24 protein-coding genes are annotated in these 22619 nt (G+C 65.2%); 6 read left to right on the top strand and 18 right to left on the bottom strand.

Annotation, left to right across the window (positions count from 1 at the left end):
* Positions 1–93 precede the first annotated feature (93 nt).
* Both Tchl_RS00120 and Tchl_RS18050 read right to left on the bottom strand, forming a co-directional pair.
* Positions 94–1386, bottom strand: a complete 1293-nt coding sequence (locus Tchl_RS00120) for an ATP-binding protein (protein WP_075146608.1) — start codon at positions 1384–1386, stop codon at positions 94–96.
* A 33-nt stretch (positions 1387–1419) separates the two neighbouring features.
* The gene (locus tag Tchl_RS18050) at positions 1420–1560 is read right to left on the bottom strand and encodes a hypothetical protein (protein WP_157110106.1); all 141 of its coding nucleotides are present in this window, start codon (positions 1558–1560) and stop codon (positions 1420–1422) included.
* Positions 1561–2001: 441 nt separating this feature from the next.
* On the opposite strand from Tchl_RS18050, the gene Tchl_RS00110 reads away from it, so the two are divergent.
* Positions 2002–2874, top strand: coding sequence for a hypothetical protein (locus Tchl_RS00110; protein ID WP_075149504.1), 873 nt, complete (start codon positions 2002–2004; stop codon positions 2872–2874).
* 14 nt (positions 2875–2888) lie between these two features.
* A complete protein-coding gene (locus Tchl_RS00105) occupies positions 2889–3719 on the top strand; it encodes a hypothetical protein (RefSeq protein ID WP_075146606.1) in 831 nt (276 codons plus the stop codon).
* Between the two features lie 117 nt (positions 3720–3836).
* Here Tchl_RS00105 and Tchl_RS00100 read toward each other — a convergent pair whose 3' ends face one another.
* From Tchl_RS00100 to Tchl_RS00085, 4 genes are all read right to left on the bottom strand, one after another.
* Positions 3837–4115: a type II toxin-antitoxin system RelE/ParE family toxin gene (locus tag Tchl_RS00100; protein ID WP_075146605.1), complete on the bottom strand. Its 279-nt coding sequence runs from the start codon at positions 4113–4115 to the stop codon at positions 3837–3839.
* On the bottom strand, positions 4115–4384 hold the full coding sequence (locus tag Tchl_RS00095; RefSeq protein WP_075146604.1) for a CopG family ribbon-helix-helix protein: 270 nt from the start codon (positions 4382–4384) through the stop codon (positions 4115–4117). The genes Tchl_RS00100 and Tchl_RS00095 overlap by 1 nt, the downstream gene beginning before the upstream one ends.
* A 240-nt stretch (positions 4385–4624) precedes the next feature.
* Positions 4625–5815 carry a DUF2157 domain-containing protein gene (locus tag Tchl_RS00090; protein ID WP_075146603.1) on the bottom strand — a complete coding sequence of 397 codons (1191 nt, stop codon included), beginning with the start codon at positions 5813–5815 and terminating at the stop codon, positions 4625–4627.
* Complete coding sequence (locus Tchl_RS00085; RefSeq protein ID WP_075146602.1) at positions 5812–6423, bottom strand: hypothetical protein; 612 nt, start codon at positions 6421–6423, stop codon at positions 5812–5814. Before Tchl_RS00085 ends, Tchl_RS00090 begins: the two co-directional genes overlap by 4 nt.
* A gap of 220 nt (positions 6424–6643) precedes the next feature.
* On the opposite strand from Tchl_RS00085, the gene Tchl_RS00080 reads away from it, so the two are divergent.
* From Tchl_RS00080 to Tchl_RS00070, 3 genes are all read left to right on the top strand, one after another.
* Positions 6644–7003 carry an HVO_A0114 family putative DNA-binding protein gene (locus Tchl_RS00080; RefSeq protein WP_075146601.1) on the top strand — a complete coding sequence of 120 codons (360 nt, stop codon included), beginning with the start codon at positions 6644–6646 and terminating at the stop codon, positions 7001–7003.
* A 284-nt stretch (positions 7004–7287) separates the two neighbouring features.
* Positions 7288–7539, top strand: a complete 252-nt coding sequence (locus tag Tchl_RS00075) for a ribbon-helix-helix domain-containing protein (protein WP_075146600.1) — start codon at positions 7288–7290, stop codon at positions 7537–7539.
* The gene (locus Tchl_RS00070; RefSeq protein WP_075146599.1) at positions 7536–7868 is read left to right on the top strand and encodes a type II toxin-antitoxin system RelE/ParE family toxin; all 333 of its coding nucleotides are present in this window, start codon (positions 7536–7538) and stop codon (positions 7866–7868) included. Before Tchl_RS00075 ends, Tchl_RS00070 begins: the two co-directional genes overlap by 4 nt.
* 196 nt (positions 7869–8064) lie before the next feature.
* On the opposite strand, the gene Tchl_RS00065 is transcribed toward Tchl_RS00070, so the two are convergent.
* From Tchl_RS00065 to Tchl_RS00025, 9 genes are read right to left on the bottom strand one after another with little or no spacing between them, the layout of a single operon-like run.
* Positions 8065–11271 carry a type I restriction endonuclease subunit R gene (locus tag Tchl_RS00065; protein WP_075146598.1) on the bottom strand — a complete coding sequence of 1069 codons (3207 nt, stop codon included), beginning with the start codon at positions 11269–11271 and terminating at the stop codon, positions 8065–8067.
* An 18-nt stretch (positions 11272–11289) separates the two neighbouring features.
* Positions 11290–11592, bottom strand: coding sequence for a DUF2442 domain-containing protein (locus Tchl_RS00060; RefSeq protein ID WP_075149503.1), 303 nt, complete (start codon positions 11590–11592; stop codon positions 11290–11292).
* A gap of 5 nt (positions 11593–11597) precedes the next feature.
* Positions 11598–11855: a DUF4160 domain-containing protein gene (locus Tchl_RS00055; RefSeq protein ID WP_004360141.1), complete on the bottom strand. Its 258-nt coding sequence runs from the start codon at positions 11853–11855 to the stop codon at positions 11598–11600.
* 12 nt (positions 11856–11867) lie between these two features.
* Complete coding sequence (locus tag Tchl_RS00050) at positions 11868–12110, bottom strand: DUF433 domain-containing protein (protein ID WP_075146597.1); 243 nt, start codon at positions 12108–12110, stop codon at positions 11868–11870.
* A 24-nt stretch (positions 12111–12134) separates the two neighbouring features.
* Positions 12135–12392: a DUF2442 domain-containing protein gene (locus Tchl_RS00045; RefSeq protein ID WP_075146596.1), complete on the bottom strand. Its 258-nt coding sequence runs from the start codon at positions 12390–12392 to the stop codon at positions 12135–12137.
* The gene (locus tag Tchl_RS00040) at positions 12389–12667 is read right to left on the bottom strand and encodes a DUF2442 domain-containing protein (protein ID WP_075146595.1); all 279 of its coding nucleotides are present in this window, start codon (positions 12665–12667) and stop codon (positions 12389–12391) included. Before Tchl_RS00040 ends, Tchl_RS00045 begins: the two co-directional genes overlap by 4 nt.
* A gap of 11 nt (positions 12668–12678) precedes the next feature.
* A complete protein-coding gene (gene dhiT / locus Tchl_RS00035) occupies positions 12679–12948 on the bottom strand; it encodes a type II toxin-antitoxin system toxin DhiT (protein ID WP_075146594.1) in 270 nt (89 codons plus the stop codon).
* Positions 12949–12960: 12 nt separating this feature from the next.
* The gene (locus Tchl_RS00030; RefSeq protein ID WP_075146593.1) at positions 12961–14208 is read right to left on the bottom strand and encodes a restriction endonuclease subunit S; all 1248 of its coding nucleotides are present in this window, start codon (positions 14206–14208) and stop codon (positions 12961–12963) included.
* Positions 14205–15764 carry a type I restriction-modification system subunit M gene (locus Tchl_RS00025; protein ID WP_075146592.1) on the bottom strand — a complete coding sequence of 520 codons (1560 nt, stop codon included), beginning with the start codon at positions 15762–15764 and terminating at the stop codon, positions 14205–14207. The genes Tchl_RS00030 and Tchl_RS00025 overlap by 4 nt, the downstream gene beginning before the upstream one ends.
* A gap of 339 nt (positions 15765–16103) precedes the next feature.
* Between Tchl_RS00025 and Tchl_RS00020 the strand changes: the two genes are divergently transcribed.
* Positions 16104–17096 (top strand): Abi family protein, encoded by a 993-nt coding sequence (locus Tchl_RS00020; protein WP_075146591.1) that lies wholly within the window; start codon positions 16104–16106, stop codon positions 17094–17096.
* A gap of 123 nt (positions 17097–17219) precedes the next feature.
* On the opposite strand, the gene gyrB is transcribed toward Tchl_RS00020, so the two are convergent.
* The 3 genes from gyrB to dnaA form a co-directional block, all read right to left on the bottom strand.
* The gene (gene gyrB / locus Tchl_RS00015; protein WP_075149502.1) at positions 17220–19721 is read right to left on the bottom strand and encodes a DNA topoisomerase (ATP-hydrolyzing) subunit B; all 2502 of its coding nucleotides are present in this window, start codon (positions 19719–19721) and stop codon (positions 17220–17222) included.
* Positions 19722–19770: 49 nt separating this feature from the next.
* Complete coding sequence (dnaN, locus tag Tchl_RS00010; protein WP_075146590.1) at positions 19771–20892, bottom strand: DNA polymerase III subunit beta; 1122 nt, start codon at positions 20890–20892, stop codon at positions 19771–19773.
* A gap of 62 nt (positions 20893–20954) precedes the next feature.
* Positions 20955–22475, bottom strand: a complete 1521-nt coding sequence (gene dnaA, locus Tchl_RS00005) for a chromosomal replication initiator protein DnaA (RefSeq protein WP_075149501.1) — start codon at positions 22473–22475, stop codon at positions 20955–20957.
* Positions 22476–22619: the final 144 nt, after the last annotated feature.

Here is a 22619-nt window from a genome sequence, read left to right as displayed (position 1 = left end):
CGCGGCGACCGTCCCCGCGCTGCAGCTTGCGCAGGCCGGAGCAAGGACGTTGTCGAAGTCGATGAAGAGGGCGCTTTTCAAGAGGTTTCGCGGTCAGGGAAGGGAGGCGGACGGGCCGTGCGAGCGGGCGCCGGTGGCGAGCCTGGCCCACCACACCGACATCGGTACCGCGAACAGCTGCTCGCCGAAGGCGACGCATTCGCGCCCGGTATGGAGCACGATGCCGCGCTGGAAACGTCCGGCTTCGGTCTCCTGCAGATGCCGCAGTCCCTTGAAGTCCTTGCCGGCCACCGTGGCGGCGGCCTTGACCTCGATGCCGGTCAGCTTGCCGTGGCGGTCCTCGAGCACGAAATCGACCTCGATACCGGTCTGGGTGCGGTAGTGCCACAGCGACAGGCCGCGCGCCGAGAAGGCGAGGTGCTTCAACAGTTCGGCGCAGACGAAGGTCTCGACCAGCTCGCCGGGCAGGCCGGCGGCCCTGCCGAGCGTGTCTGCGCGGTGGCCGGCGAGGTGGGCGAGCAGGCCGGAATCGGGCAGGAAGAGCTTTGCGGTCTTGACCAGGCGCTTGGCCGGGTTGCGCTCCCAGGCGGGCACGCGGTGGATCAGGAAGAGGGTCTCGAGCAGGGTGAAGTAGCGCTTGAGCGTGGTCTGTGCGAGGCCGGTGCTGCGTGCGAGCTCGGCAAAATTGAGCAGGCTGGCGCTGCGATGGGCGAGTAGTTGCACGAGATTGGGCAGTTCGGCGAGTTGCTCGAGCCTGGCCAGTTCGCGCACGTCGCGCTGCAGCACGGCCTGCAGGTAGCTGTCGAACCAGGCCTCGCGGCGGCGCGGGCTGCTGCGCGCGACCGCCTCGGGGAAGCCGCCGGCGAGCAGGGTGTCGATGAAGTCGGCGCGCTCGCAGGGTGGCAACGGCAGGGTGGAGAGCTCGCCGTCGAAGAGCCAGTCGGCCCGATTGAACCCGGGGTCGCCGGCCCGCTCGGCGCAGGACAAGGGCGTGAGCGGCGCGATCTCCATGCGGCCGGCGAGCGAGTCCGCCAGGGCGGGCAGGAGCATCACGTTGGCCGACCCGGTGAGCAGGAAGCGGCCGGCGGCCTGGCCGCGGCTGCGATCGCGATCCACCGCGGCCTTGATGGCGAGGAAGAGCCCGGGCGCGCGCTGGATCTCGTCGATCACGACCGGCCCCGACAGTCCCGCGATGAAACCGGCCGGGTCGGCGTGCGCGGCAGCGAGCGTGGTGTGATCGTCCAGCGTCAGGTAGCGCCGCGGCGTGGCTTCGGGCAGCGACTGCGCAAGCGTGCTTTTGCCGGTCTGGCGAGCGCCGTTGAGCAGTACGACGGGCGTGTCGGCCAGGGCTTGGATGAGCAGCGGGGCGATGTGGCGGTCGTACATGAGCACCACTTTACGGTCGAGAGATGCCGAAAATCAACCGGCAAGTGGTTGAAAATCATCCACGTAATGGATGAATTGCAATCCAGATCGTGCTGCGCTGCAACTGTACTTCTGCTCCAGCCGCTGTGTGGGCTGGGTGCGGGGCTCGCCCAGGTCCTCGTACAGATCGGCCATCCTGGCCTACAATCCGCCCTTTCCCATCGATTGAGCACCGCGTGACCCTGCCCGCCCGCCTCCGCCCCGCCCTGTGCCGCGCTTCGCTGCGCGCGGGTGCCGGCTTGCGCGCGCGTGGCATCCTGTCGCCGCTGCGCGATCTCGCGACCCAGCTCGCATTCAAGGTCACAGGGTCTCCCGCCGTGCTTTTCCAGGCCGTGCGGGGAGACCACAGGGGCTGAGCCCCACCCCCCGCACGGCACCTTGCCCGGGACGCGCACGCCGCGCTTCCCGTTCAACGTGCAGCTGCCGCGGGTCTTTCTCCAGCTTCCCGCCCATCGACCGTCGAGGCGGTCCGGCCCCGGTCCATTCCGACCTTCCTGGCCATCGGCATTGCCCCGCAGGGCTGCACCCGGAACGCCACGCCCGATGTGTGGCGGCGCAATGCACGAGGGGAATGCGATGGTTCTCACCAGAAGTTTCGTCAGGGCGAAGCGGCCCTGCACCGATGGATTCCGCTGGTTCGTCCGCCAGTTCGGCGAAGGCGGCAACTACCAGGCCATGCTCGACGAGATGGTCGCCGCCGGCCGCGTCGGCGACGCCTGCTGGCTGCTCGAGCAGTTCGGCCCCACCGACGAGCTGCGTGTGGTCGATGCGATCGAGGCCGACGCGATCGTGTTCGCCGGCACGCTCGAAGTGCGCGGCGGGGTGGACGTCGATGGCGTGCTCCGCGTCGGCCGTTCGCTGCAGGCCGGAGGTGGGGTGCGCGCGGGCGGTGAAGTCCGGATCGGCGCCGACCTGCGGGTGGCCGGCGGCGTGCGTGCCGAAGCCGGCGTGCACGTCGGCGGTGACCTGCGCGCGGACTGGGGTGTGGACTGTGTGGGCGAGCTGCGCTGCGACGGCGATCTGCGCACCGGCTGGGACCTGCGCTGCGGCGCCCGTCTGGTTGTGGCCGGCAACGCCTTCGTCGGTCTCGATCTGCTCGCCGACGAAGGCGTGCGCTGCGCCAGGGGGCTGCAGGCGGGTGCTGACATTCGGGTGGCGGACACGCTGCGTGCCGGGCAGGGGATCGCCGCGGGCGGCTCGATCCATGCCGGCCTGCACCTCGAAGCCGGCTGGGGGATCAAGGCCGGCGGCGTGATCGCCGCTGCGGGCGCGATTCGCGCCGGCGAGAGCCTGGTCGCCGGGGAGGCGATCCGCGCCGGTGCGGGCTATGGCGTGTTCGCCGGTCTCGACGTGCAGATGGCGGCCTGGGAAGCGAGTGCGCGAGTGAGCGCGCCGCAGCGCCCCGCAGGCCTGATGAGCGGCTGGTGGGCCGGCCCGGCGGCGTACTGAGCGGAGGTCGCGCCATGAACACCTTCGCCCTGCACCGGCGCGGCCTGCCCGCCCGCCCTACCCTGCGGTCCCACCGTTCCAGCTTCTCCCCGCGCTCGGCGCTCGCTTTCCCGCAGCCGCCGCCGAGTGGTGCCGCACGGGCGGTGGGGCGTGCCGCCTGGCCCGCGGCCGTTCACTCCGCGCTCGGCACTGCAATCGCCGCCGCCCTCCGCCGCGTGCTGCCGCCGCGGATGGAATTGCGTATCGACGTCAATCGGCCCGACGCCGGCATCGAAGCCGAACTCGACACCCTGTACGGCCGGCTGCACACCCCGGGCGACCCGATCCACCGCTGCACCCGCCTGCCTGCGCTGCTCCCCGGCCTGGTCTTTCACCATCGAGAGGCCGACGGTGAACACTATGTTTACGTCGAAGACCCGGCCCGCGCGCGGCTCGCGGGCTATACCGTGTTCAATCGCCTGATCGAGGTCGATCGTCGCACCAATCGCCACGTGCGCTCGCCGCACTCCAAATACGCGCCGGCCTACCAGGGGCGCGGCATCGCCAGCGCGGTGTACGGCTGGGGGCTCGACCGCGGCTTCTGCCTGGTCAGCGGGGCACGCCAGTCGGAGGGGGCGCATGCGCTGTGGCGCGCCCTCGCCCGCCGCCGCCCGCTGCGCTGGATCGCCCTGCGTGCCAGGCGCATGCACGATCTCGGCGTCTCCATTCCGCCCGCACGCGCGGCCGAACTCGACACCCGCATGATCCTGCTCGGCGCAGGCTGGAGCGTCGCCCGCCTGCACGCGCAAGGCTTGCTCCATCCACCGGCCGACGCGGCCAACGACGCGATACGGAAGCGTGCTTGAGCGGGACGGGCGGCGTCGAAGAACTCCACGTTGGCCTTCACCCCCGGAGCGCAGCAGGCGCCAGGCGGGGTGGTGGCTGCGCAGGGTGTCGAGGGTGGCGAAGTCGAGGGGCATGGGTCAGGTGCGGTCCTCTCGGGTGTGCCACAGCCGCAGGACGTAGATGACCGAGTCGCGGATTTCGTAGCGCACCTCGTACTGCGCGACCAGGATACGCCGCACCTCGCGCGGCGCGAACTGGAAGAGCTGTTCGCCGATGCGCGGGTTGCTCAGCAGGATGGTCGGGGCCTTGGCCAGCGCCTGTACCGCCTTCGCGGCGGCCTGCCTGTTCACCGGCGCCAGGAACTCATGCAGGCGCGCCAGATCGGCAAGCGCCTTGCGGGTCCACTTCAGCTCCATCAGCGTGGCAGCGGCAGGGGCTGGTCGGTGCCCAGGCTGTCGGCCCAGGCCTGCACCGCGAGAGGGTCGATGACGAGACCGGCGTCCACGTCGGCGAGCGCCTCCTGGGTCAGGCGGTCGCGCTCTTCCTCCTGGGCGATCCAGGCGGAGAGCGCCTGCTTCATGATCCAGCCGCGCGAGCGCTCCAGCCTCGCGGCCATCTGATCGACCTTCTCGGCGAGCGGGAGCGGCACATGGGCGGTGAGCACTTTGGTTGCGGCTTGCGTCATCTGGAGACTCGTCGGTCGGGAGCGGGTGTCGGGAAGCGACCCCCTGCCGAGCCGCTTCGTGTAATCAATGCGATGCTGAAAAAATCATAGTGATTGAAAGTGAATCAATCAAGGGCGCGGCGTCGTGGCCCGGCAAGATCGCCCACGAGTCTCTCGTCGGGCGGGCGCTTGTGGAAGGGATCCTCTGCCAGTACAGCGAGGAAGCGGCCGACCGGTACTGCCCCTTCCAGGCCAGCGCCCTCACATCTGCCGCTTGATCCGCATCGCCAGCGTGCCGACGCCGATGAAGGCGACGCCCATGAGGACCAGCGAGATCGGCCAGCCGAGCGAATCCACGAAGTGTTCGGCGGTGAAGTAGCCGATGAAGCCGAGCATCGCGAGCACCGTGGTCAGGAGCAGCGCGCGACTCTGCAGCCGCACGCAGGCGTAGAGCATCGCCGCGGTGACGGCGAAATAGAGCAGCTCGACCGGGGTCTGGCGCAGCAGGTCGAAGAGGCCGCTGTAGGCGAGCGCCGAGCCGATCAGGTAGCCGAGGCCGGCTAGCCGGAGCTGGCGCCCGTCCTTGTGCAGGCCGTAGGCGGCCGACATGACCGAGGCGCCGGTCAGCAGCGCGGCCCAGTCGGCCGCGGCGGCGATGGCGACGCGGTCGAACAAGCCGGCGTTGAGCCAGCACAGCGCGATCAGGTAGGCAAACTCGGCGAGGCTGCGCTGCGGCGACTTCTCGAGCCCGCTGGCGACCAGCCACAGCGAGGCGCCGAGCAGGATCGCGCTGAAGCCCGCCGGCACGTCAAGCAGGTCGAGGCCGACCGACAGAAAGGCGTAGACGAAGCACAGGGCGGTGAAGGCGAGCACGCTCAGCGCGTACTGGCGAAACAGCAGGCCCTGATGAATCGCCATCGTGCCGAAGACGGCGAGCGCAGCCAGCCGCCAGTCGTCGCCGCGCGGAAAGACCTCGTGGATGAAGACGAACCAGCCGCTCGTCAGCATGAACGCCGTCGCCAGCGTCAGCGGCAGGACGAGCCTGGGAAACTTCTTCTCGTGCAGCGCCGAGACCAGCACGACCAGCAGCGCATAAGCGACGCCGAGGGTGACGACGATGCGCATGACGCTGCCCATGCGGTTCCAGAACATGCCGATGTAGGTGCCGATGCCGGCGAGGATGAAGATCGCGCCGAGGTAGATGAAGAGCGTCCGTGCAATCTCGCCGCTGCTGCGTTTGGGGGCCGCGGTCGAGATCAGGGTCGGATCGCGGTATACCGCAGCGACTTCAGCCGGCGAGATGTCATGGGCACGCATCAACTCGGTGATCTTGCCGAGCGCGCTGGTCTTGTCATGGATCGCGCGGCTGCCGAACAGCGCCGCGGCCAGCGGCCAGCCCCACCAGCCGCCGGCGAGGACGATCAGCACGATCAGCAGCAGGAGCCAGATCACGGCAGCACCCAGCCGACGAAGCGGACCGTGTTGCCGTAGTAGGCGCCGTCGGTGTTGGGCAGCCGGATGCTGCGCCCGTCCTTGACGAGCTCGGCCTGGATCCGGTAGCGCGAAGAACCGAAGAACAGGCCGTCGAAGACGTTGCCGCGGTAGCTGTCGGCGCCGCTGCGGAACGTGTAGCCGTCCGGCGCCAGGCTCGACGAATCGACCTCGAGCCCGGTGAGGTCGGGGACGTCGATGGGGGTCACGCTCGGAGTCTTTTCCGCCTCGACCGGGCGCCCGCTGTTGGGGGCGAGGCCGGGCGGCAACGGCAGCGCGATCTCCCTGACCGCGCCGGTTTTCGGGTTGAAGCGCCACAGCCGCGGGGTCTGGTAGGGCTGCGTGTTGCCGACGTAGCTGACCTGCACGCGATCGCCGACGACCGCGATCTGGATCGCGTTGTGCGCGTTGTTGTAGAAGTTGTAGTTGGTCGCGTACAACACCTCGTACTGCGGCGGTGCGACCAGCAACGTGGGAATGCCCGAGATGGCGAGGAATACCGCGACGAGCAGCAGCGGCAGGCCGAGCCCGAAGACGATGGTCGGGTTGTCGCGGATGAATTTTTTCATGCAGGTCGCTCCGGTCCCGGTGGCTTGGGGGCATGCTAGTCCGAGCGCGTGAGCATACCAGCGGGATCGTGGGGGCGTTGGTGGCGCGGACGATCCAAAGCGGCCGATGGCGACCTATCCCTGCCGGGCAGTTGCACGGTGAAGAGCGTCCCTATTCTTTTTCGACTGTTGACCAACTCATTGAAGATTTCATCGCCGAAGTGGAGAAACGGAGGGCGCCATGAATACACGTTGCCTGACCATTACCCTGGGGCCGGATTGGCGCAGCGCATTGCGCAAAGCCGGCAGGTCCGCGACCGCCACGACGTATCAGGGCGAAACCCTGAATTTCGAGACGTCCGGCGCCTTTTTTGGCCGCCTCACGGAGCGTCGCTGGGCGATTGTCCAGGCCCTGCAGCAGGACGGAGGAACCGTCGGCCTGCGCGAACTCGCGCGCCGTCTCGGACGCGATGTGAAGCGTGTACATGAAGACGCGACCGAGCTGGTGGCGTTGGGCCTTGTCGAGCGAAACGAAGCCGGTGCGCTGCGCTGTCCGTTCGTCGACATCCATGTCGACATGCACATGGCCGCTGCGGCCTGACGAGTTCGACGAGCACCGGCCGCAGAGGCGCTCACAACTGTCATCTGGTTGCTTGGGCTGCATCGGGTGGCACTGTGTCGGGGTGCGACTGACGTCTCATCGAGTTCATCGACGGAAAGCGGTTGTTAACGTTTCACTTCCCGGAAACAGCCATTCGTCGCTGAGTGCTGACGACCCATTGCGGTCATCGGCAGTGCTGGAAAGCGGTCGTTCAGCGTGACTGGCGGGACGCGGACCGGGGGTACGATCTTGCCAAAGTTTGTCAAAAAACCTAATCTGCGTCCATGAGCACGATGAATATTTCCTTGCCCGACAGTCTGAAATCTTTCGTGGATGAGCAGGTGGGCGAACGGGGCTACAGTACCAGTAGCGAGTACGTGCGCGAACTGATCCGGAAGGATCAGGATCGTCAGCGTTTGCGTAGCGTGCTGCTGGCCGGCGCAGCCACTACGCCGGCATCGCCTGCTGATTCCGCTTACTTCGAAGGTCTGCGTGACCGAGTACGCAGGGCTGTCAAGTCGGTTTCTCAGGGGTGAAGGTCAAACCCGTCGTTCCGCGTGAGCAGGCCAACCAGGACGTCGACGACGCGATAGCCTACTATCTTGAAGAGGCTTCATCATCTGTTGCGCTCGCCTTCATCGATGCACTGGAAAAGAGTTATGCCCACATCGCCCGCCAGCCTGGCACGGGTTCGCCGCGCTATGGGCATGAGTTGGATCTTCCCGGCCTACGCGCCTGGACGCTGTCGCCCTACCCCTACCTCGTCTTCTACGTCGAACGAGCGGACTACATTGATGTCTGGCGCGTACTGCACGGCCAGCGCGACATTCCAGCCTGGATGCAGGACCCTGACGCTCTCGCCTGACGCAATCGCCCGGCACGCCAAGGGCCAGTCATCACCTTCGCTTACCGGCGCTCCGTTCCAGTGGCTGCTCGTGGCCGCATGCCGCTATTGGAAACCACATCCGCATAGCTGTCGTTGATCGCGAGTCGAGGCAGATGGTGAGCGTCAGGTCAGGCCGAGCATCCGCGATCAACGAAACCCGAAGCACAGATGCACCTTAATGCGCCGCAACCCCCACCCCCTGATACACACTCAGCCCCGCCCCAAAGTAATTCTCGTAAATGTGCGCGTAGGTCTTCGCCCGCTTCTCCTTCTTCAGCTCTGGCGTGTAAGCCCCGGGCAGCCTGATGTAAAAATCCCGAATCGTCCGCTCGACATCCGCCTTGGTCCGGGTCTTCAGCTTCCAGTCCAGCACCAGCTTCTCGGCCTTCAGCTTGGCGAGCATATCCTTCGCCACCTTCTTCACCTCGTCCTTCTCCTTCTCGGTCAGCTCGGGTTCGGGCTGGGTCAGGAGATCGAAGATGGCCAGCTCTTCCTCGCTCAGGTTCTCGCGGGTGGCCCGCTGTTCCTCCTGGGTGAGGTTCTGGGCGAAGTGCATCAGCTCCTTGAAGAAGGCCTCCAGGTTGTGGCTGGATGAGTTGTAGGACTCGATGAGCTTCTGGAACTTCTCCAGGAAGTCGATCCGGCCCTTGTTCTCGCGGACCATCGTGTCGAGCTTCTTCTCGATCTGCCCCTTCAGCTTCTCGGTCTCGGTGGCCTTCCTGCCTTCCTCGAACTTCTGCTGCAGGGCGGCGAAGTCGATCTGCGACAGGTCGATCAGGGCCTCGGCTTCCGGTCGCGCGCCGATGCGGTAGCCCTCGGTGGCGATGGAGTCGTCGAGCAGGGCATCGAGGTCGTTCATCACCCCGGCGATGTCCGGTGGCGGACGCAGGGCCTTGATCATCGCCCCGAGATAGGCGACCAGCACCGAGGTCGGCGCATGGGCGTTGGCTTCCGCGTCGGGGAGGATGGCCTTGAAGGTGCGCGCCACCTGACCGGCGAGCAGCAGGTAGGCCTTGGTCTTGTCTTCCCCGGCTTCGAGGATCACGTCCATGGCCTTCTGCAGGGCTTCCAGGCGCTGTGCGGGAGGGGTGCTCACGATGCCCGTCAGGTCGATGCCGAGGCCGGTGCACAACGATTGCGCGTCGCGCAGCAGCCCTTCGAGTTGCTCGACCAGCGCCGCCTTGTCCTTGATCGGCAGCTGCCCCGGCTGGTTGGGCTTGGCGTAGATGCGCAGGGCGTCCTGGAGGTTACGGAAGATGCCCACGTAATCGACGATGAGGCCGGCGGTCTTGCCCGGTGCGACCCGGTTCGCCCTGGCGATGGTCTGCATCAGGGTGTGGTTGCGCATCGGTTTGTCGAGATAGAGCGTGGAGCAGGTCGGCACGTCGAAGCCGGTGATCCACATCGCGCAGACGAAGACCAGCCGCAGTTGGCCATCGGGGTCCTTGAACTGCTCGTCCAGGTTCTCGCCGACCATGCGCTGGCGGTGCGGGACGATGTCGAGGCCCTTTTCCTTCAGCTCCTCGATCTCGTTCTGCGACTGCGACACCACCACGGCCATGTCGGTGGTTTGCATCACCATGATCTTGTCGGCGAGCGTCTCCCGGGCGTCTCCGCTGGCGGTCTTGCGTTGCGCTTCCAGCTCGGCCAGGTGCTTCTTCCAGTGCGTCTGCACCTTGTCGTACATCCGCACCGCCGTGGCCTTGTCGATGCAGACCATCATGGCCTTGCCCCGGTAGCCGCGACCGAGGAAGTGCTTCACCAGATCGGCGGCGATGGTCTCCAGGCGGTCGTCGCGGGTGATCAGGTGGTATTCGCGGGCAAACTCCCGCTCCAGCTTCTTCTCCTGCGCCTCGTCGAGTTCCGCCTCTTCCAGCAGGCGCTCGATGTCGCGGTTGAGGTGGTCGTTGATGATCTGCAGCTCGGGGCTGCGGTTCTCGTAGTACAGCGGCACCGTGGCGCCGTCCTCGATGGAGCGGGCGAAGTCATACACCGACACATAGTCGCCGAACACCTCGCGGGTGCGCTCTTCCTCCCCGGCAATCAGCGGGGTGCCGGTGAAGCCGAGGAAGGCGGCATTGGGCAGGGCGTTGCGCATGTTGAGCGCGAACACGTCGTACTGGCTGCGGTGCGCCTCGTCGGTGATGACGATGATGTCGTCCCGCTCAGAAATCTTCGGGTAGGCCTCGCCCTTGTCGGTGCGGAATTTCTGGATCAGGCTGAAGACGTAGCGGTGGTCCTCGCGCAGCAATGCCTTGAGGTTCTCGGCGCTGGTCGCCTGCACCTCGGCCCCGGTGATCGCCCCGGTGGCGGTGAAGGTCTTGTAGATCTGGTCGTCGAGTTCGGCCCGGTCGGTGACCATCACGAAGGTCCACTTGCCGGGGAGCTTGCGCAGCACCTTCTGGGTGAAGAACACCATCGACAGGCTCTTGCCGCTGCCCTGGGTGTGCCAGAACACGCCGAGCTTCTTCGCCGCCTCGCGGTCGCCGGACTCACGCAGCTTCACCATCTGGGCGATGGCCTTGTTCACCCCGAGGTACTGGTGGTTCTTGGCCACCTTCTTGATCAGCCCGCCCCGCGCCGTCTCGAACACGGTAAAGTTCTCGACGAGGTCGAGCAGCCGCCGCTTGTCGCACAGGCCCCGGATCGCGGTCTCCAGCGAGGTCGAACCCGCCTCGGTCTCGTCGTCGATCCGCCGCCACTCGAAGAAGTGTTCCCACGGGCTGGTCAGCGTGCCGACGCGGGTCTGCGAGCCGTTCGACAGCAGGATGAAGGCGTTGGGGTGGAAGAGCTGCGGGATGCTCTGGCCCTTGTAGTCCTTCAGGTTGTCGTCGTAGGCCGACTTCAGCGGCACATGCGGCCCCTTCAGCTCGACGAAGACCAGCGGGATGCCATTGACGAAGCCGAGCAGGTCACAGCGACGCTTGTACATCTCCCCCGACACCCACATCTGCTGGGCGAGGAAGAAGTCGTTGTTGTCCGGGGTGTTCCAGTCGATGACCGACAGTTCGACCGTCTGCGGGTTGCCGTCCTCGTCGGCGATCTCCACCTTCACCCGCTCGCGCAGCAGCGTGTAGAAAACCTGGTTGGCGTTCACCGGGATCTGCTTGGAGCGGTCCTCGGTGAGCTGCTCTATGGCCTGTTCGTAGGCGGTGGCCGGGTAGCCGGGGTTGATGCGCTCCAGTGCCCGTCGCAAGCGCGGCACCAGGATGACCTCGGCGGAGGACTTGCGGCCTTCGGTGCCGTCGACGCCGAAAGTTTCGTCGTAGAGGTTGGCGACCTCCCACCCCAGGGAAGCGAAACAGTCCATCGCGGGCAACTCGACGAGAACGAGTTCGCCGTAGGTGGCGGTGACTTCGCGGGCGGTGAGGAGGGTGGTCATGGGTGGCCAGGCGTCCCTTCAGTGGGACACGGATTCCGCCAGATAACCCCAGTTCGCAAACGTCCGCTGCAACTCCGGGCGATCGCGGAAGGCAAGGAAGTAGACATACTCCGGCGCCAGATCCGCGCCATTCGGCCAGACGATGGTTTTCAACTCCGGATCGACGCACAGCGCCTTGAAGAGCGCCTGATCGAGCAAGGGCGCGAACATCGGCCCCTGCAGCGCAGGCAGCAAGTCTGCCTGACCGCTCTCACCGTTGTCGAAACGGACCGCCACGACGTAGTCGTGAAGCGGATGGGCATCGGTAATGTGCAGGAACATCGTCATCACTCCAGCGGTTCTATGGGTTTTGGCATCTCGGCACGGCGGCAGAGTTCCCAGTTCTCCATCAGTTCGGTTTGGTGCTGGTCATACCACTCCAATACAAGCCGAAGGGCACGCTTCGGGAAAGCCCCGCTGACGACTCCGGTCAGGATATCGACGGTGATCTCGTATTCACCGTAGCGCGCATGGAAATGAGGCGGCGCATGATCGTTCCAGTACATGGAGATCAGGATGCCGAGAAAGCGACTGATAATCGGCATGGGGAGATCCTCTCAGCTTGCTTGCCGGAGCGCGTGATTCGACGCCTTGTCGGCAAGTCTGGCCGCAAAGTGCAGGCACGCCCGGATGTCTGCAGGCTCCAGGTCAGGAAAGTCGGCCAGCATCTCTTCCTCCTCGACGCCCTGAGCCAACATTTCGAGCACATCCGCCACGCGGACTCTCATGCCACGAATGCAGGGCTGAGCACCGCACTGTCTGGAGTTGAAGGTGATGCGTTGCTCGAGGTCGGTATTCATGAGTGGGCATTCCTTGCAGGAAGGTCAGCGAAAAGTCTCTGCTGCTTCGATGCTGCACTGTTCGCGTACCCGCGCCGGCGACAGGCTCAGGCCATTGGGCCAGCACAGGGCGCCGGCGTCGATGAAGGCACGGCCAAAATACGCCGGATCGCGCAGCACATCCAGCAAGGGGCCGGTGCGCTGCAGTAGCGTCCGGCCCTCGAACACGCCCCGGCGGCCGTCGGAGAAGCGCAGCCGGAGCTGGAAGTCGCTCGCGGGTTCGATGTGAACGAGCTTGATCATGCTGTGCCCTGCATGTCCCGGGCAGGATCGCACGGTGTCGCGGTCGGGTCGCTGCGAAGATACAGGGTATCCGGGCTGAAGTCCTGGCCTCCCGGCCATTCCACATGACCGCCCACGACGCGAACCCGGTCGAAGTAATCGGGGTCGCGAAGCTGGGTGAAAATGCCTTTGTCCAGATAGGCGGAAGCGTCGAAGAGCCGCTGCTCGCCGTTGCTGAAGCCGAGCAGCAACCTGGCCTGGGGAAGGGGTTTGACGGTGGCGATGCGCGGTGACATGGACAGACTCCTCACTTCAACGGGTCGATTCTGAACAACTCCTTGCCCTCGACTGCGAGCCTCCAGTCGGCCAGGAGGTCTTCGCGGTGTATTTCGATCCAGGCCTGCACCAGCCGGCGTTTCGCGGTCGGGAGGTCTCCGACAAGCAACTCACCACTTTGGATCGCAAACACCGCCTCGAATTCACCATACTCGACATGGAAATGCGGCTCGTGGTGACGATCGGTATCGAAGAAGTACATGCGGATGATCAGGCCGAAAAACATCGAGATGACGGGCATGTCGATACCTCCTCACACGGTCGGTTCGGGGAGCTTGGAGACGTCGAGCTCGCCGGAGATCAGCTTGGGGAGCAGGAGGTCGCGGGTGGCGCGGAGGTTCCGGTTCTTTCTTTGCAGGTTCAGCGACAGCAGCATCAACTGTTCGGCAGTCGAAGAGAACGCGCCGACTAGGTCTTGTGGCGGCACAAGCAGTCTGATCCCCTTGAACGTGCCCTTCGTGATCTCCTTGAAGGTTGCGCCTGTGCCCAAGCCGATGAACGTCTCGACGTTGGCTTTCAACCAGTGATAGAGCAACCACAGGGGGTAATCGCTGTTCGGAAGACAGGTGATGAAACCTTGGTTTGTACAGGCCTCGTTCGTATTTACCGCTACTACACCGATAGTCGCCCTGCTTGTCAGCATCACCGACATCGGAGGGAAGAGCTTCGCCGAGCTTTTCGCCAGTCCAAGCGCCGTGATCCTGTCAGCCGATTGCTCCATGAAGGACGTTCCCGCTCTTGTTAGATCGGTGGGCGAATACCAGTTGATCGTGCCTCCCTCCCAGTAAGCGGGCTCGGCCTTCGAGGGAGTGCCGCCACCGAGGATCTGGAAGGCCTGCTCTACCGTCTGGACTTTCCACCCCTCCGGGATCAACCCCAGCTCCGACTCCACCATCTTCACCTGCTCATGCCCCGGAAAACGGAATCGGACGAACCACTCCTCAAAGATTCGTCGCGCCATTTCCTCAAGGATGGCGATCCGTCGCGTGTTGTTTTCGATCAGGTCGTCGTAGGCGGACAGGATGGAGGCGATGCGGCGCTGCATGGGGAGATTGGGCAAAGAAACGGGAACAGCCAAAAACCGATCCGTTTGCAGTCGCTTGGTCCCGTGAGCCGCTTCGTCCGCAATACCGAGGACATACTCCCTTCGAGCAAGTAACGAGTACAGAATGAATCTGGAGTCAACGCCATCCCGGGGAATGATGGCTTTGACGTCCTGATTGAATGCCATTGGCCGCTGCACCTCGACAATCCGAAACTCTTTGGCGAGGCTCATACCTCTGACGACTGCCAGCAGCGTCCCTTTCTGAACAAGTCGAGTACCGTTGCCGATGGCTTCGACCGACACATGGTCCTCGGTGTCCTGCAAACGGAGAGTGGTCATGTCCTTGGCAGACACCCACGCCACCGGACCTGACCAGTACGCAGCGTTAGCCTTTGATGGGGTACCGCCGGATTGCAGAGTCACGCAATCACCTAACGTCAGCTCCCTCCAAGTCATCTCGCCTCCAACATCGCCGAGATCCCTACAGCAATGGAGTCCTCAAGCTCTCGAGCTTCCAAGGTCAGTAATTCCAGTTCCTCGCTGAGAGCCGTCATCCGCTCCTTGAAATCGAAGTCATCTGCTTCCCGATCTGCAACCCCCACATACCGCCCCGGATTCAGACTCCACCCCTGCGTCTCGATTTCGGCCAGCGTCGCTACCTTGCATACACCTGCGATGTCCCGATACCCCCCTTCCGGAAACTGCTGCCGGAGCATCTCCTGGCTTCCCGCATCAAGCTCGACCGTCTCCCCGCGCCAAAGCCGCACGATGTTGGCCAGAAACTCGACCTGCTCGGGGAGGAAGTCGCGGATCGCCCGGCTGACCTGCCGGTAGGTGCCGCGCGCATCGATGAACAGCACCTCATCCTTGCGCTTGCCCTTGGCCTTCGCCCTGTCGAAGAACCACAGGGTGCACGGCAGGGTGACGGTGTAGAAGAAGTTGGAGCCGACCGACACGATCACATCCACGCCACCGGTCTGGATCAGCTTCTTGCGGATCTCCAGCTCGGTGCCCCGCGCATCGCCCGCCGAGTTGGCCATCACGAAACCGGCACGGCCGCGCTCGTTCAGCGCGGTGTAGAAGTGCTGGATCCACAGGTAGTTGGCGTTGTCGGTGGTCGGGATGCCGAAGGGGAAGCGGGGGTCGTCCTTCACCCGCTCCTTGTCCACGCCCGAGACGTTGAACGGCGGATTCGCCATCACGAAGTCGAACCTGCCGGTGTTGCCGACGACGGCCTTGTGCGGGTCTTCGTAGTAGGTGTTCGATTCGCGGATGTCGCCCGAGAGGCCATGCACCGCGAGGTTCATCTTGGCGAGCTTGACGGTGTCGTTGGCCTTCTCGGTGCCGAACACGGTCAGCTCCTCGGCGGCCCGTTTCTGGTGGCGGGTGACGAACTGGGCGCTCTGCACGAACATGCCGCCCGAGCCGCAGGCGGGGTCGAAGATCTTGCCGTGGAAGGGCTCGATGATCTCGACGATGAGCTTGACGATGCTGGTCGGGGTGTAGAACACGCCGCCCTTCTGGCCTTCGGCCAGGGCGAACTTGCCGAGGAAGTATTCGTAGATCTTGCCGAAGGCGTCGCCCTCGACTTCGCCCAGCCCGTTCAGCACCCGCAGCAGCTCGACCAGCACGGTGTTGGGGAGCCGCCCGTAGGAGCGCGGCAGCACGCCCTTGAGCTCCTCGTTCTCGGCCTCGACCGCCGCCATGGCTTCGTTGACCGCCTTGCCCAGATCCTGGCCTTCGGCGAGGTCGAGCAGGTAGGAGAAGCGGGCGTTGTCGGGCAGAAAAAGCGCGCCTTCGGCCTGGTAGTCGATCTTCTCGATCTCGGCGGCATCGAGCCCGCTGTCGATCATCCGCGCCTCGGCCTCGTGGAACCGCTTCTCCGCGTAGCGCAGGAAGATCAGGCCGAGGACCGGGTTGGAGAACTCCGAGGGCTTCAGGCCGGTGTTGGCCCAGAGCTGGTCTGCTGCCGCCCACAGGCGGGTTTCGAGCTGGTTGAGGTCGAGGGACATTTCTGCTGAGAGTTTGGATTGATGCGGCAATTGTACTGGCTCTGCCGGAAGGCACTTGTCATTGCCCGGATGCGCTCTGGAAGGGGTCTGATCCATTCCTCGCTGAATGACACAGTGCCGTCGCCAAGGGCGGCGGGCTGATGGTTCTGTGCAACGACCTGCAGGGGGCTGGAAGTGGTGTGTGCATGCTTTAGGAGTATGCATAAGGGATTGACGTGCTAGGATTCCGGCGCCCCTCCTGACCGGAGGAGCATTCATCTGCAAGCGGGTCCGCGCCTCCCAGGGTGTTTTCCCTTTGGAGCGCGCCGGTGTCTGTGTTCTGGTCCGATCAAACGCTGAATGAGTTATCCCAAGCCCTGGAAGAGTTACGCCGATCAACTCGATCAGTTGATGGCACGCGGCATGTTCGTTACCGATCGGGAGCTGGCGCTCGACTACCTGGAACGCATTGGTTACTACCGCTTGAGCGGTTACTGGTTTGCATTTCGTGAGCGCAGCGAGCCGGCGTGCATGCTGGACACGGAGGGGAAGAAGCCGGAGAAGGTGCGTGTGGAGCGGATGGCATTGGATGCCTTCCGCCGCGGAGCGACCTTCCAGAACGCCGTGGATCTCTATGTGTTCGACAAGAAGCTGCGTCTGCTCGCGATGGATGCACTGGAACGAATCGAGGTCGCGTTACGGGTGGATGTGTCCCACGCGCTGGGGAAGCTTGATCCTTTCGCCTATCTGACACCCGAGCTGTTTGACGAAAAGTTCAGCAGGCGGCTGGACAAGGGTAGCGGTCTGAGTGGGCATCATGAGTGGCTGACGAAACATGCGCAGTTGATCGGACGCTCGAAGGAGGAGTTCGTCCGCCACAACCGGACGAGATACGGCTTGCCGCTGGCGATCTGGGTGGCGTGTGAGGTGTGGGACTTCGGCACCTTGTCGACCTTGTTCAGCGGCATGCGCGTGGAGGAACAGGATGCGATTGCCGGACAGTACGGCGTGAGCAATGGGCGGATCTTTGCAGGGTGGTTGCGCAGTCTGAATTACCTGCGCAATGTCTGCGCCCACCATAGCCGGTTGTGGAACCGCAACATCATCGATCAACCCAAGCTACCGCCGGTGTCGGAGGTGCCTTGGGTGGCACCGTTCGAAGCCGACGCGCATGCCAGGGCGCGTTGCTTCCTGCTGCTGAAGATCGCCCGTCATCTGCTGGCTGTGGTCAATCCGCGCTCGAGTTGGCCGGAGCGCATGAAGGCGCACCTATTGGCCTTTCCGGACCTCGCTCATCTGGAACTGAACCTGGCTGGCATGGGAGCGCCGCCGGATTGGGAGGCGGAGTGGTGAGCGCAGGACGTAAAAAACCCCTCAGCAGCAACCCGCCGAAGCGGAGTCACCGAGAGGGGCCGTGTTGGAGCGAAGTCTAGGCTTGGTTGAGTTGTAGGTCAATGTCCAGGGGTGTCAACTCACTCACACATCGATGTTCTGCGCATACAGCGCATTGCCTTCGATGAACGCCCTCCGCGGTTCCACGTTATCCCCCATCAGCGTGGTGAAGATCTCGTCCGCGGCGATGGCGTCGTCGATCTGCACGCGCAGCAGGCGGCGCACGGCGGGGTCCATGGTGGTTTCCCACAGCTGCTCGGGGTTCATCTCGCCGAGGCCCTTGTAGCGCTGCTTGGTGAGGCCGCGTTCGACTTCGGCCAGCAGCCACTTGATGGCGTCGGCGAAGCGGGTGACCGGCTGGCGCTTTTCGCCGCGGCGGATTTCGGCGCCGGGGCCGATCAGGCCGGAGATGGCTTCGGCGGCGTTGCGGATGCTGCGGTAGTCGCCGGAGACGAGGAAGTCGTGCTCGACCCAGCCGAACTTGCGGTTGCCGTGGTGCAGGCGCTCGATGGTGAGGCGCCAGGCTTCGGATTCGTCGTGGTATTCGGCGTAGATCTGCAGGCCGTCGGGGAGGTGGGGGCGGATGCGCTCGGCCGAGGCGCGGGCGGCGGCTTCGTCGTCGAGGCTGACTTCGAGGTCGTGGGCGAGCATGACCTGGAGCACTTCGGGGTCGATGTAGCTGGCCAGGCGGCGGACAACGGCCTCGGCGAGCAGGTAGCTGCGCGCCAGCCCGCCGAGGGCTTCGTCGGCGATCGCTTCGACGCCTTCGCGCGGAGTCAGGCTGGCGCCGTCGAGGGCGAGCTTGAGGAGGTGGCCGTTGAGCTCGTGGTCGTCCTTGATGTAGAGCTCGGTCTTGCCGTGCTTGATCTTGTACAGCGGCGGCTGGGCGATGTAGATGTGGCCGCGCTCGACGAGCTCGGGCATCTGACGGTAGAAGAAGGTGAGCAGCAGGGTGCGGATGTGGGCGCCGTCGACGTCGGCGTCGGTCATCAGGATGATGCGGTGGTAGCGCAGCTTCTCGGGCTTGTAGTCGTCCTTGCCGATGCTCGTTCCCAGCGCGGTGATCAGGGTGGCGATCTCCTGGCTCTGCAGCAGCTTGTCGAAGCGCGCCTTCTCGACGTTGAGGATCTTGCCCTTCAAGGGCAGGATGGCCTGGAACTTGCGGTCGCGGCCCTGCTTGGCGGAGCCGCCGGCGGAGTCGCCCTCGACGAGGTAGAGCTCGCACAGCGCGGGGTCCTTCTCCTGGCAGTCGGCGAGCTTGCCGGGCAGGCCGACGCCGTCGAGCACGCCCTTGCGGCGGGTCATCTCGCGCGCCTTGCGCGCGGCGTCGCGGGCGCGCGCGGCCTCGACGATCTTGTTGCAGATGGTGCGGGCGTCGAGCGGATTTTCGAGGAGGAAGTCGCCGAGCTTGCTGGCGACGACTTCTTCCACCGCCGGGCGGGCTTCCGAGGACACCAGCTTCATCTTGGTCTGGCTGGCGAACTTGGGGTCGGGCATCTTCACCGACAGCACGCAGGCGAGGCCTTCGCGCATGTCGTCACCGGTGATGTCGACCTTGGCCTTCTTGGCGATCTCGTTTTCTTCGATGTACTTGTTGATGACGCGCGTCATCGCCGCGCGCAGGCCGGTGAGGTGGGTGCCGCCGTCGGCCTGGGGGATGTTGTTGGTGTAGCACAGCACCTGCTCGGCGTAGGAGTCGTTCCACTGCATCGCCACTTCGACCGCCAGTTCGGCGTCGTGGCCGTGGCCGGTGGGGATGCGGGTGGTGCCGGTGGCGTAGAAGACGGTGGGGTGGAGCACGGTCTTGGTGCGGTTGATGTATTCGACGAAGCCTTTGACGCCGCCGGCGAAGGCGAAGTCCTCTTCCTTGCCGGTGCGCTGGTCGACGAGGCGGATCTTGACCCCGTTGTTGAGGAAGGAGAGTTCGCGCAGGCGCTTGGCGAGGATGTCGTAGTGGTATTCGACGGTGCCGAAGATGTCGTCGTCGGCGAGGTAGTGCACCTTGGTGCCGCGCTTGGTGGTGTCGCCGATGACGCGCGCCGGGCTGACCTCGACGCCGTCGACCACGTCGATGACGCGGTTCTGCGGCTTGCCGCGCTCGAATTCGAGCAGGTGGCGCTTGCCGTCGCGGGCGACGGTGACGTGCATCCACTTCGACAGCGCATTGACGCAGGACACGCCGACGCCGTGCAGGCCGCCCGACACCTTGTAGCTGTTCTGGTTGAACTTGCCGCCGGCGTGGAGCACGCACATGACGATTTCGGCGGCGCTGCGCTTCGGTTCGTGCTTGTCGTCCATCTTCACCCCGACCGGGATGCCGCGACCGTTGTCGGCCACCGAGATCGAGTTGTCGGCGTGGATGGTGATGACGATGTCGTCGCAGTGGCCGGCCAGGGCTTCGTCGATGGAGTTGTCCACGACCTCGAACACCATGTGGTGGAGGCCGGTGCCGTCGGAGGTGTCGCCGATGTACATGCCGGGACGCTTGCGTACCGCTTCCAGCCCTTCGAGCTGCTGGATGCTGGTTTCGTCGTAGTCTTCGTGGGCCTTGGCGGACGCGGTGGGCTGGTCTTGCGGTTCGGACATGGTCATCTCGGTGATTCGTAAAGAACGGGTGCTGCGCTGAGGCTGCTACTCAGATCCGCATCGGCATCACGACGTACTTGAACTGGTCGTTGCCCGGCAGCGTGATCAGCACGCTCGAGTTGCCGTCGTTGAAGTGCCAGTCGATGGTGTCGGAGCTGAGGTTGTTGAGCACGTCGAGCAGGTAGGTGACGTTGAAGCCGATGTCGAGCTTGTCGCCGTGGTAGTCGATTTCCAGTTCGTCATGGGCTTCTTCCTGCTCGGCGTTGGTGCTGACGATCTTCAGCACGCCGTCTTCGAGCACCATGCGCACGCCGCGGAACTTGTCGGTGGTCAGGATCGCGGCGCGCTGCAGCGCGGCCAGGAGCGGCTGGCGGGCGAAGCTGACCAGATTGGGATGGGCCTGCGGGATCACGCGCTCGTAGTCGGGGAACTTGCCGTCGATGAGCTTGGTGACCAGTTCGATCGGGCCGAAGCGGAACACCGCCTGGTTGCCGGCGAGCAGGATTTCGAGCGGGTCGTCGCTGTCGGCGAGCTGGCGGGCGAGTTCGAGCACGGTCTTGCGCGGCAGGATCGCTTCGGTGCGCGTGCCGGCCTGCGCGTCGAAGGGCGCTTCGAGCGCGGCGGCGGCGTAGGCCAGGCGGTGGCCGTCGGTGGCGACCATGCGCAGCTCGCCGCCGTCGGCGATCAGCAGCAGGCCGTTGAGGTAGTAGCGGATGTCCTGCTGCGCCATCGCGTAGGACACCTGGGCGAGCTGGCGCTTGAACGCGCGCTGGCCGATGGTGAGGCGGGCGGCGTCGCTGTCGGGTGGGGACAGCTGCGGGTAATCTGCGGCGGGCAGGGTCTGGAGCTGGAAGCGGCTGCGGCCGGCCTTCACCGTGAGGCGCTTGTCGTCGAGGGCGAGGCTGACGTCGGCGCTGTCGGGCAGCGCACGCAGGATGTCCTGCAGCTTGCGCGCACCGACGGTGATCGCCACGTCCTCGCCGCCGATGTGGCCGCCGGTGGTGGTGCGGATCTGGATCTCGATGTCGGTGGCGAGCATCGTCAGCTGGTCGCCGTGCTTTTCGATCAGCACGTTGGACAGGATCGGCAGGGTGTGGCGTTTTTCGACGATGCCGGCAACCGACTGCAGCGGAGCGAGGAGCGCATCGCGGGTGGTGGTGAGCAGGAGCATGGCGTCAGACCGGGTCAGTAGGTTGATCGGGAAAGCGTGAAGGACGGAACATCGCTGTGGGTTCAGCCGCGCAGGACCTGGGTGAGCACGTGAACGTCGTGGTTCAACTGGTGGTCGCCGAGGCGCAGTTCGGTGATCGTGCGGCAGGCGTGGAGCACGGTGGTGTGGTCGCGCCCGCCGAAGGCTTCGCCGATCGCCGGCAGCGACATCGGGGTGAGTTCCTTGGCCAGCCACATCGCCACCTGGCGCGGGCGCGCGATCACCCGGGTGCGCTTCTTGGAGTGCATGTCGGCGACCTTGATCTTGTAGTAGTCGGCGACGGTCTTCTGGATGTGCTCGATCGAGAGCTGGCGGTTGTGCGCGTGGAGCAGATCCTTGAGCGCTTCCTTGGCGACCTCGAGGCCGATCTGGCGGCCGTGGAAGCGGGCGTAGGCGACCACCTTGTTGAGCGCGCCTTCGAGCTCGCGCACGTTCGAGCGCAGGTTCTTGGCGATGAGGAAGGCGACGTCGTCGTCGACCAGCACGCGCAGCGCTTCGGCTTTTTTCTTGAGGATGGCGACGCGCATCTCGAGCTCGGGCGGCTCGATCTGCACCGTGAGGCCCCAGTCGAAGCGGGAAATGAGGCGGTCTTCGAGGCCCTGGATGTCCTTCGGGTAGGTGTCGCAGGTGATGACGATCTGCTTGCGCGCCTCGGTGAGCGCGTTGAAGGCGTGGAAGAACTCTTCCTGGGTCCGGTTCTTGTTGTTGAAGAACTGGATGTCGTCGATGATCAGCATGTCGAGCGAGCGGTAGTAGCGCTTGAACGCATCGAAGCTCTTCTGCTGATAGGCGCGCACGACGTCGGCGTAGTAGTCCTCGACGTGCACGTAGCGGATCACTGCGCGCGGGTTGTGGCGGAACACCGCGTTGCCGATGGCGTGCACGAGGTGGGTCTTGCCCAGGCCGACGCCGCCATAGACGAACAACGGGTTGTAGGAGGTGCCGGGATTCTGCGCCACCTGCATCGCCGCGGCGCGGGCGAGGTCGTTGGCGCGGCCGGTGACCAGGGTGTCGAAGGTGAAGTCGGGGTTGAGGCGGGTTTTCTCGTAGGCCAGTTCGAGGCCGGTCGACGGTTCGGCGTCCTTGCCGCCGGCCATCGGTGCGGCGCTGCGCCGGCTGCGCGCGGCCGCGGGGCCATCGAGCGCCGCCCCCGCGGCCATGCTGGCCTCGTCGCTGCGGGCGGGCACGGCCTGAATCGGGTCGGCCGGCGCCGGCCGGGGGGCGGGCGAGGACGACGGTGACGACGCCTGCGAGGGCGCCGGCCCGGCCGCAGCTGCGGGGCGCGCGCTCCGTGCCGTGCCGGCGGCGGGCAGCTGCAGGTCGACCGGCAGCGGCACACCGGCGAATTCTTCTCCCAGTTCGAGGATGCGGCGCAGGTAGCGCTCGCGCACCCACTGCAGCACGAAACGGTTGGGCGCGAGCAGCACCCACGCGCCGGTTTCGCCGGCTTCGGCCCGCAAGGTCTTGATCCAGGTGTTGAACTGCTGCTGGGGCAGCTCCTGTTCAAGGCGCGACAGGCAGAAGGACCAGAAATCTTGAGTCACGGCGATGTCGTTTCGGATGGCGGGTAGGTTCATTCGGCGTGCGTCGAGCGTTGCGCATGCGCACGCAACGCTGCCTTGCGGCGGGTCTATCGGGGGCAGGATACCTGCGCTGCGCTCGGACGGCGGCATTCGTGAGCGCAGGCA

The organism is Thauera chlorobenzoica, from assembly GCF_001922305.1.
Classification (GTDB): domain Bacteria; phylum Pseudomonadota; class Gammaproteobacteria; order Burkholderiales; family Rhodocyclaceae; genus Thauera; species Thauera chlorobenzoica.
Note: the sequence above shows the minus strand (reverse complement) of the source record. Positions and strands in the feature narration are given on the sequence as shown.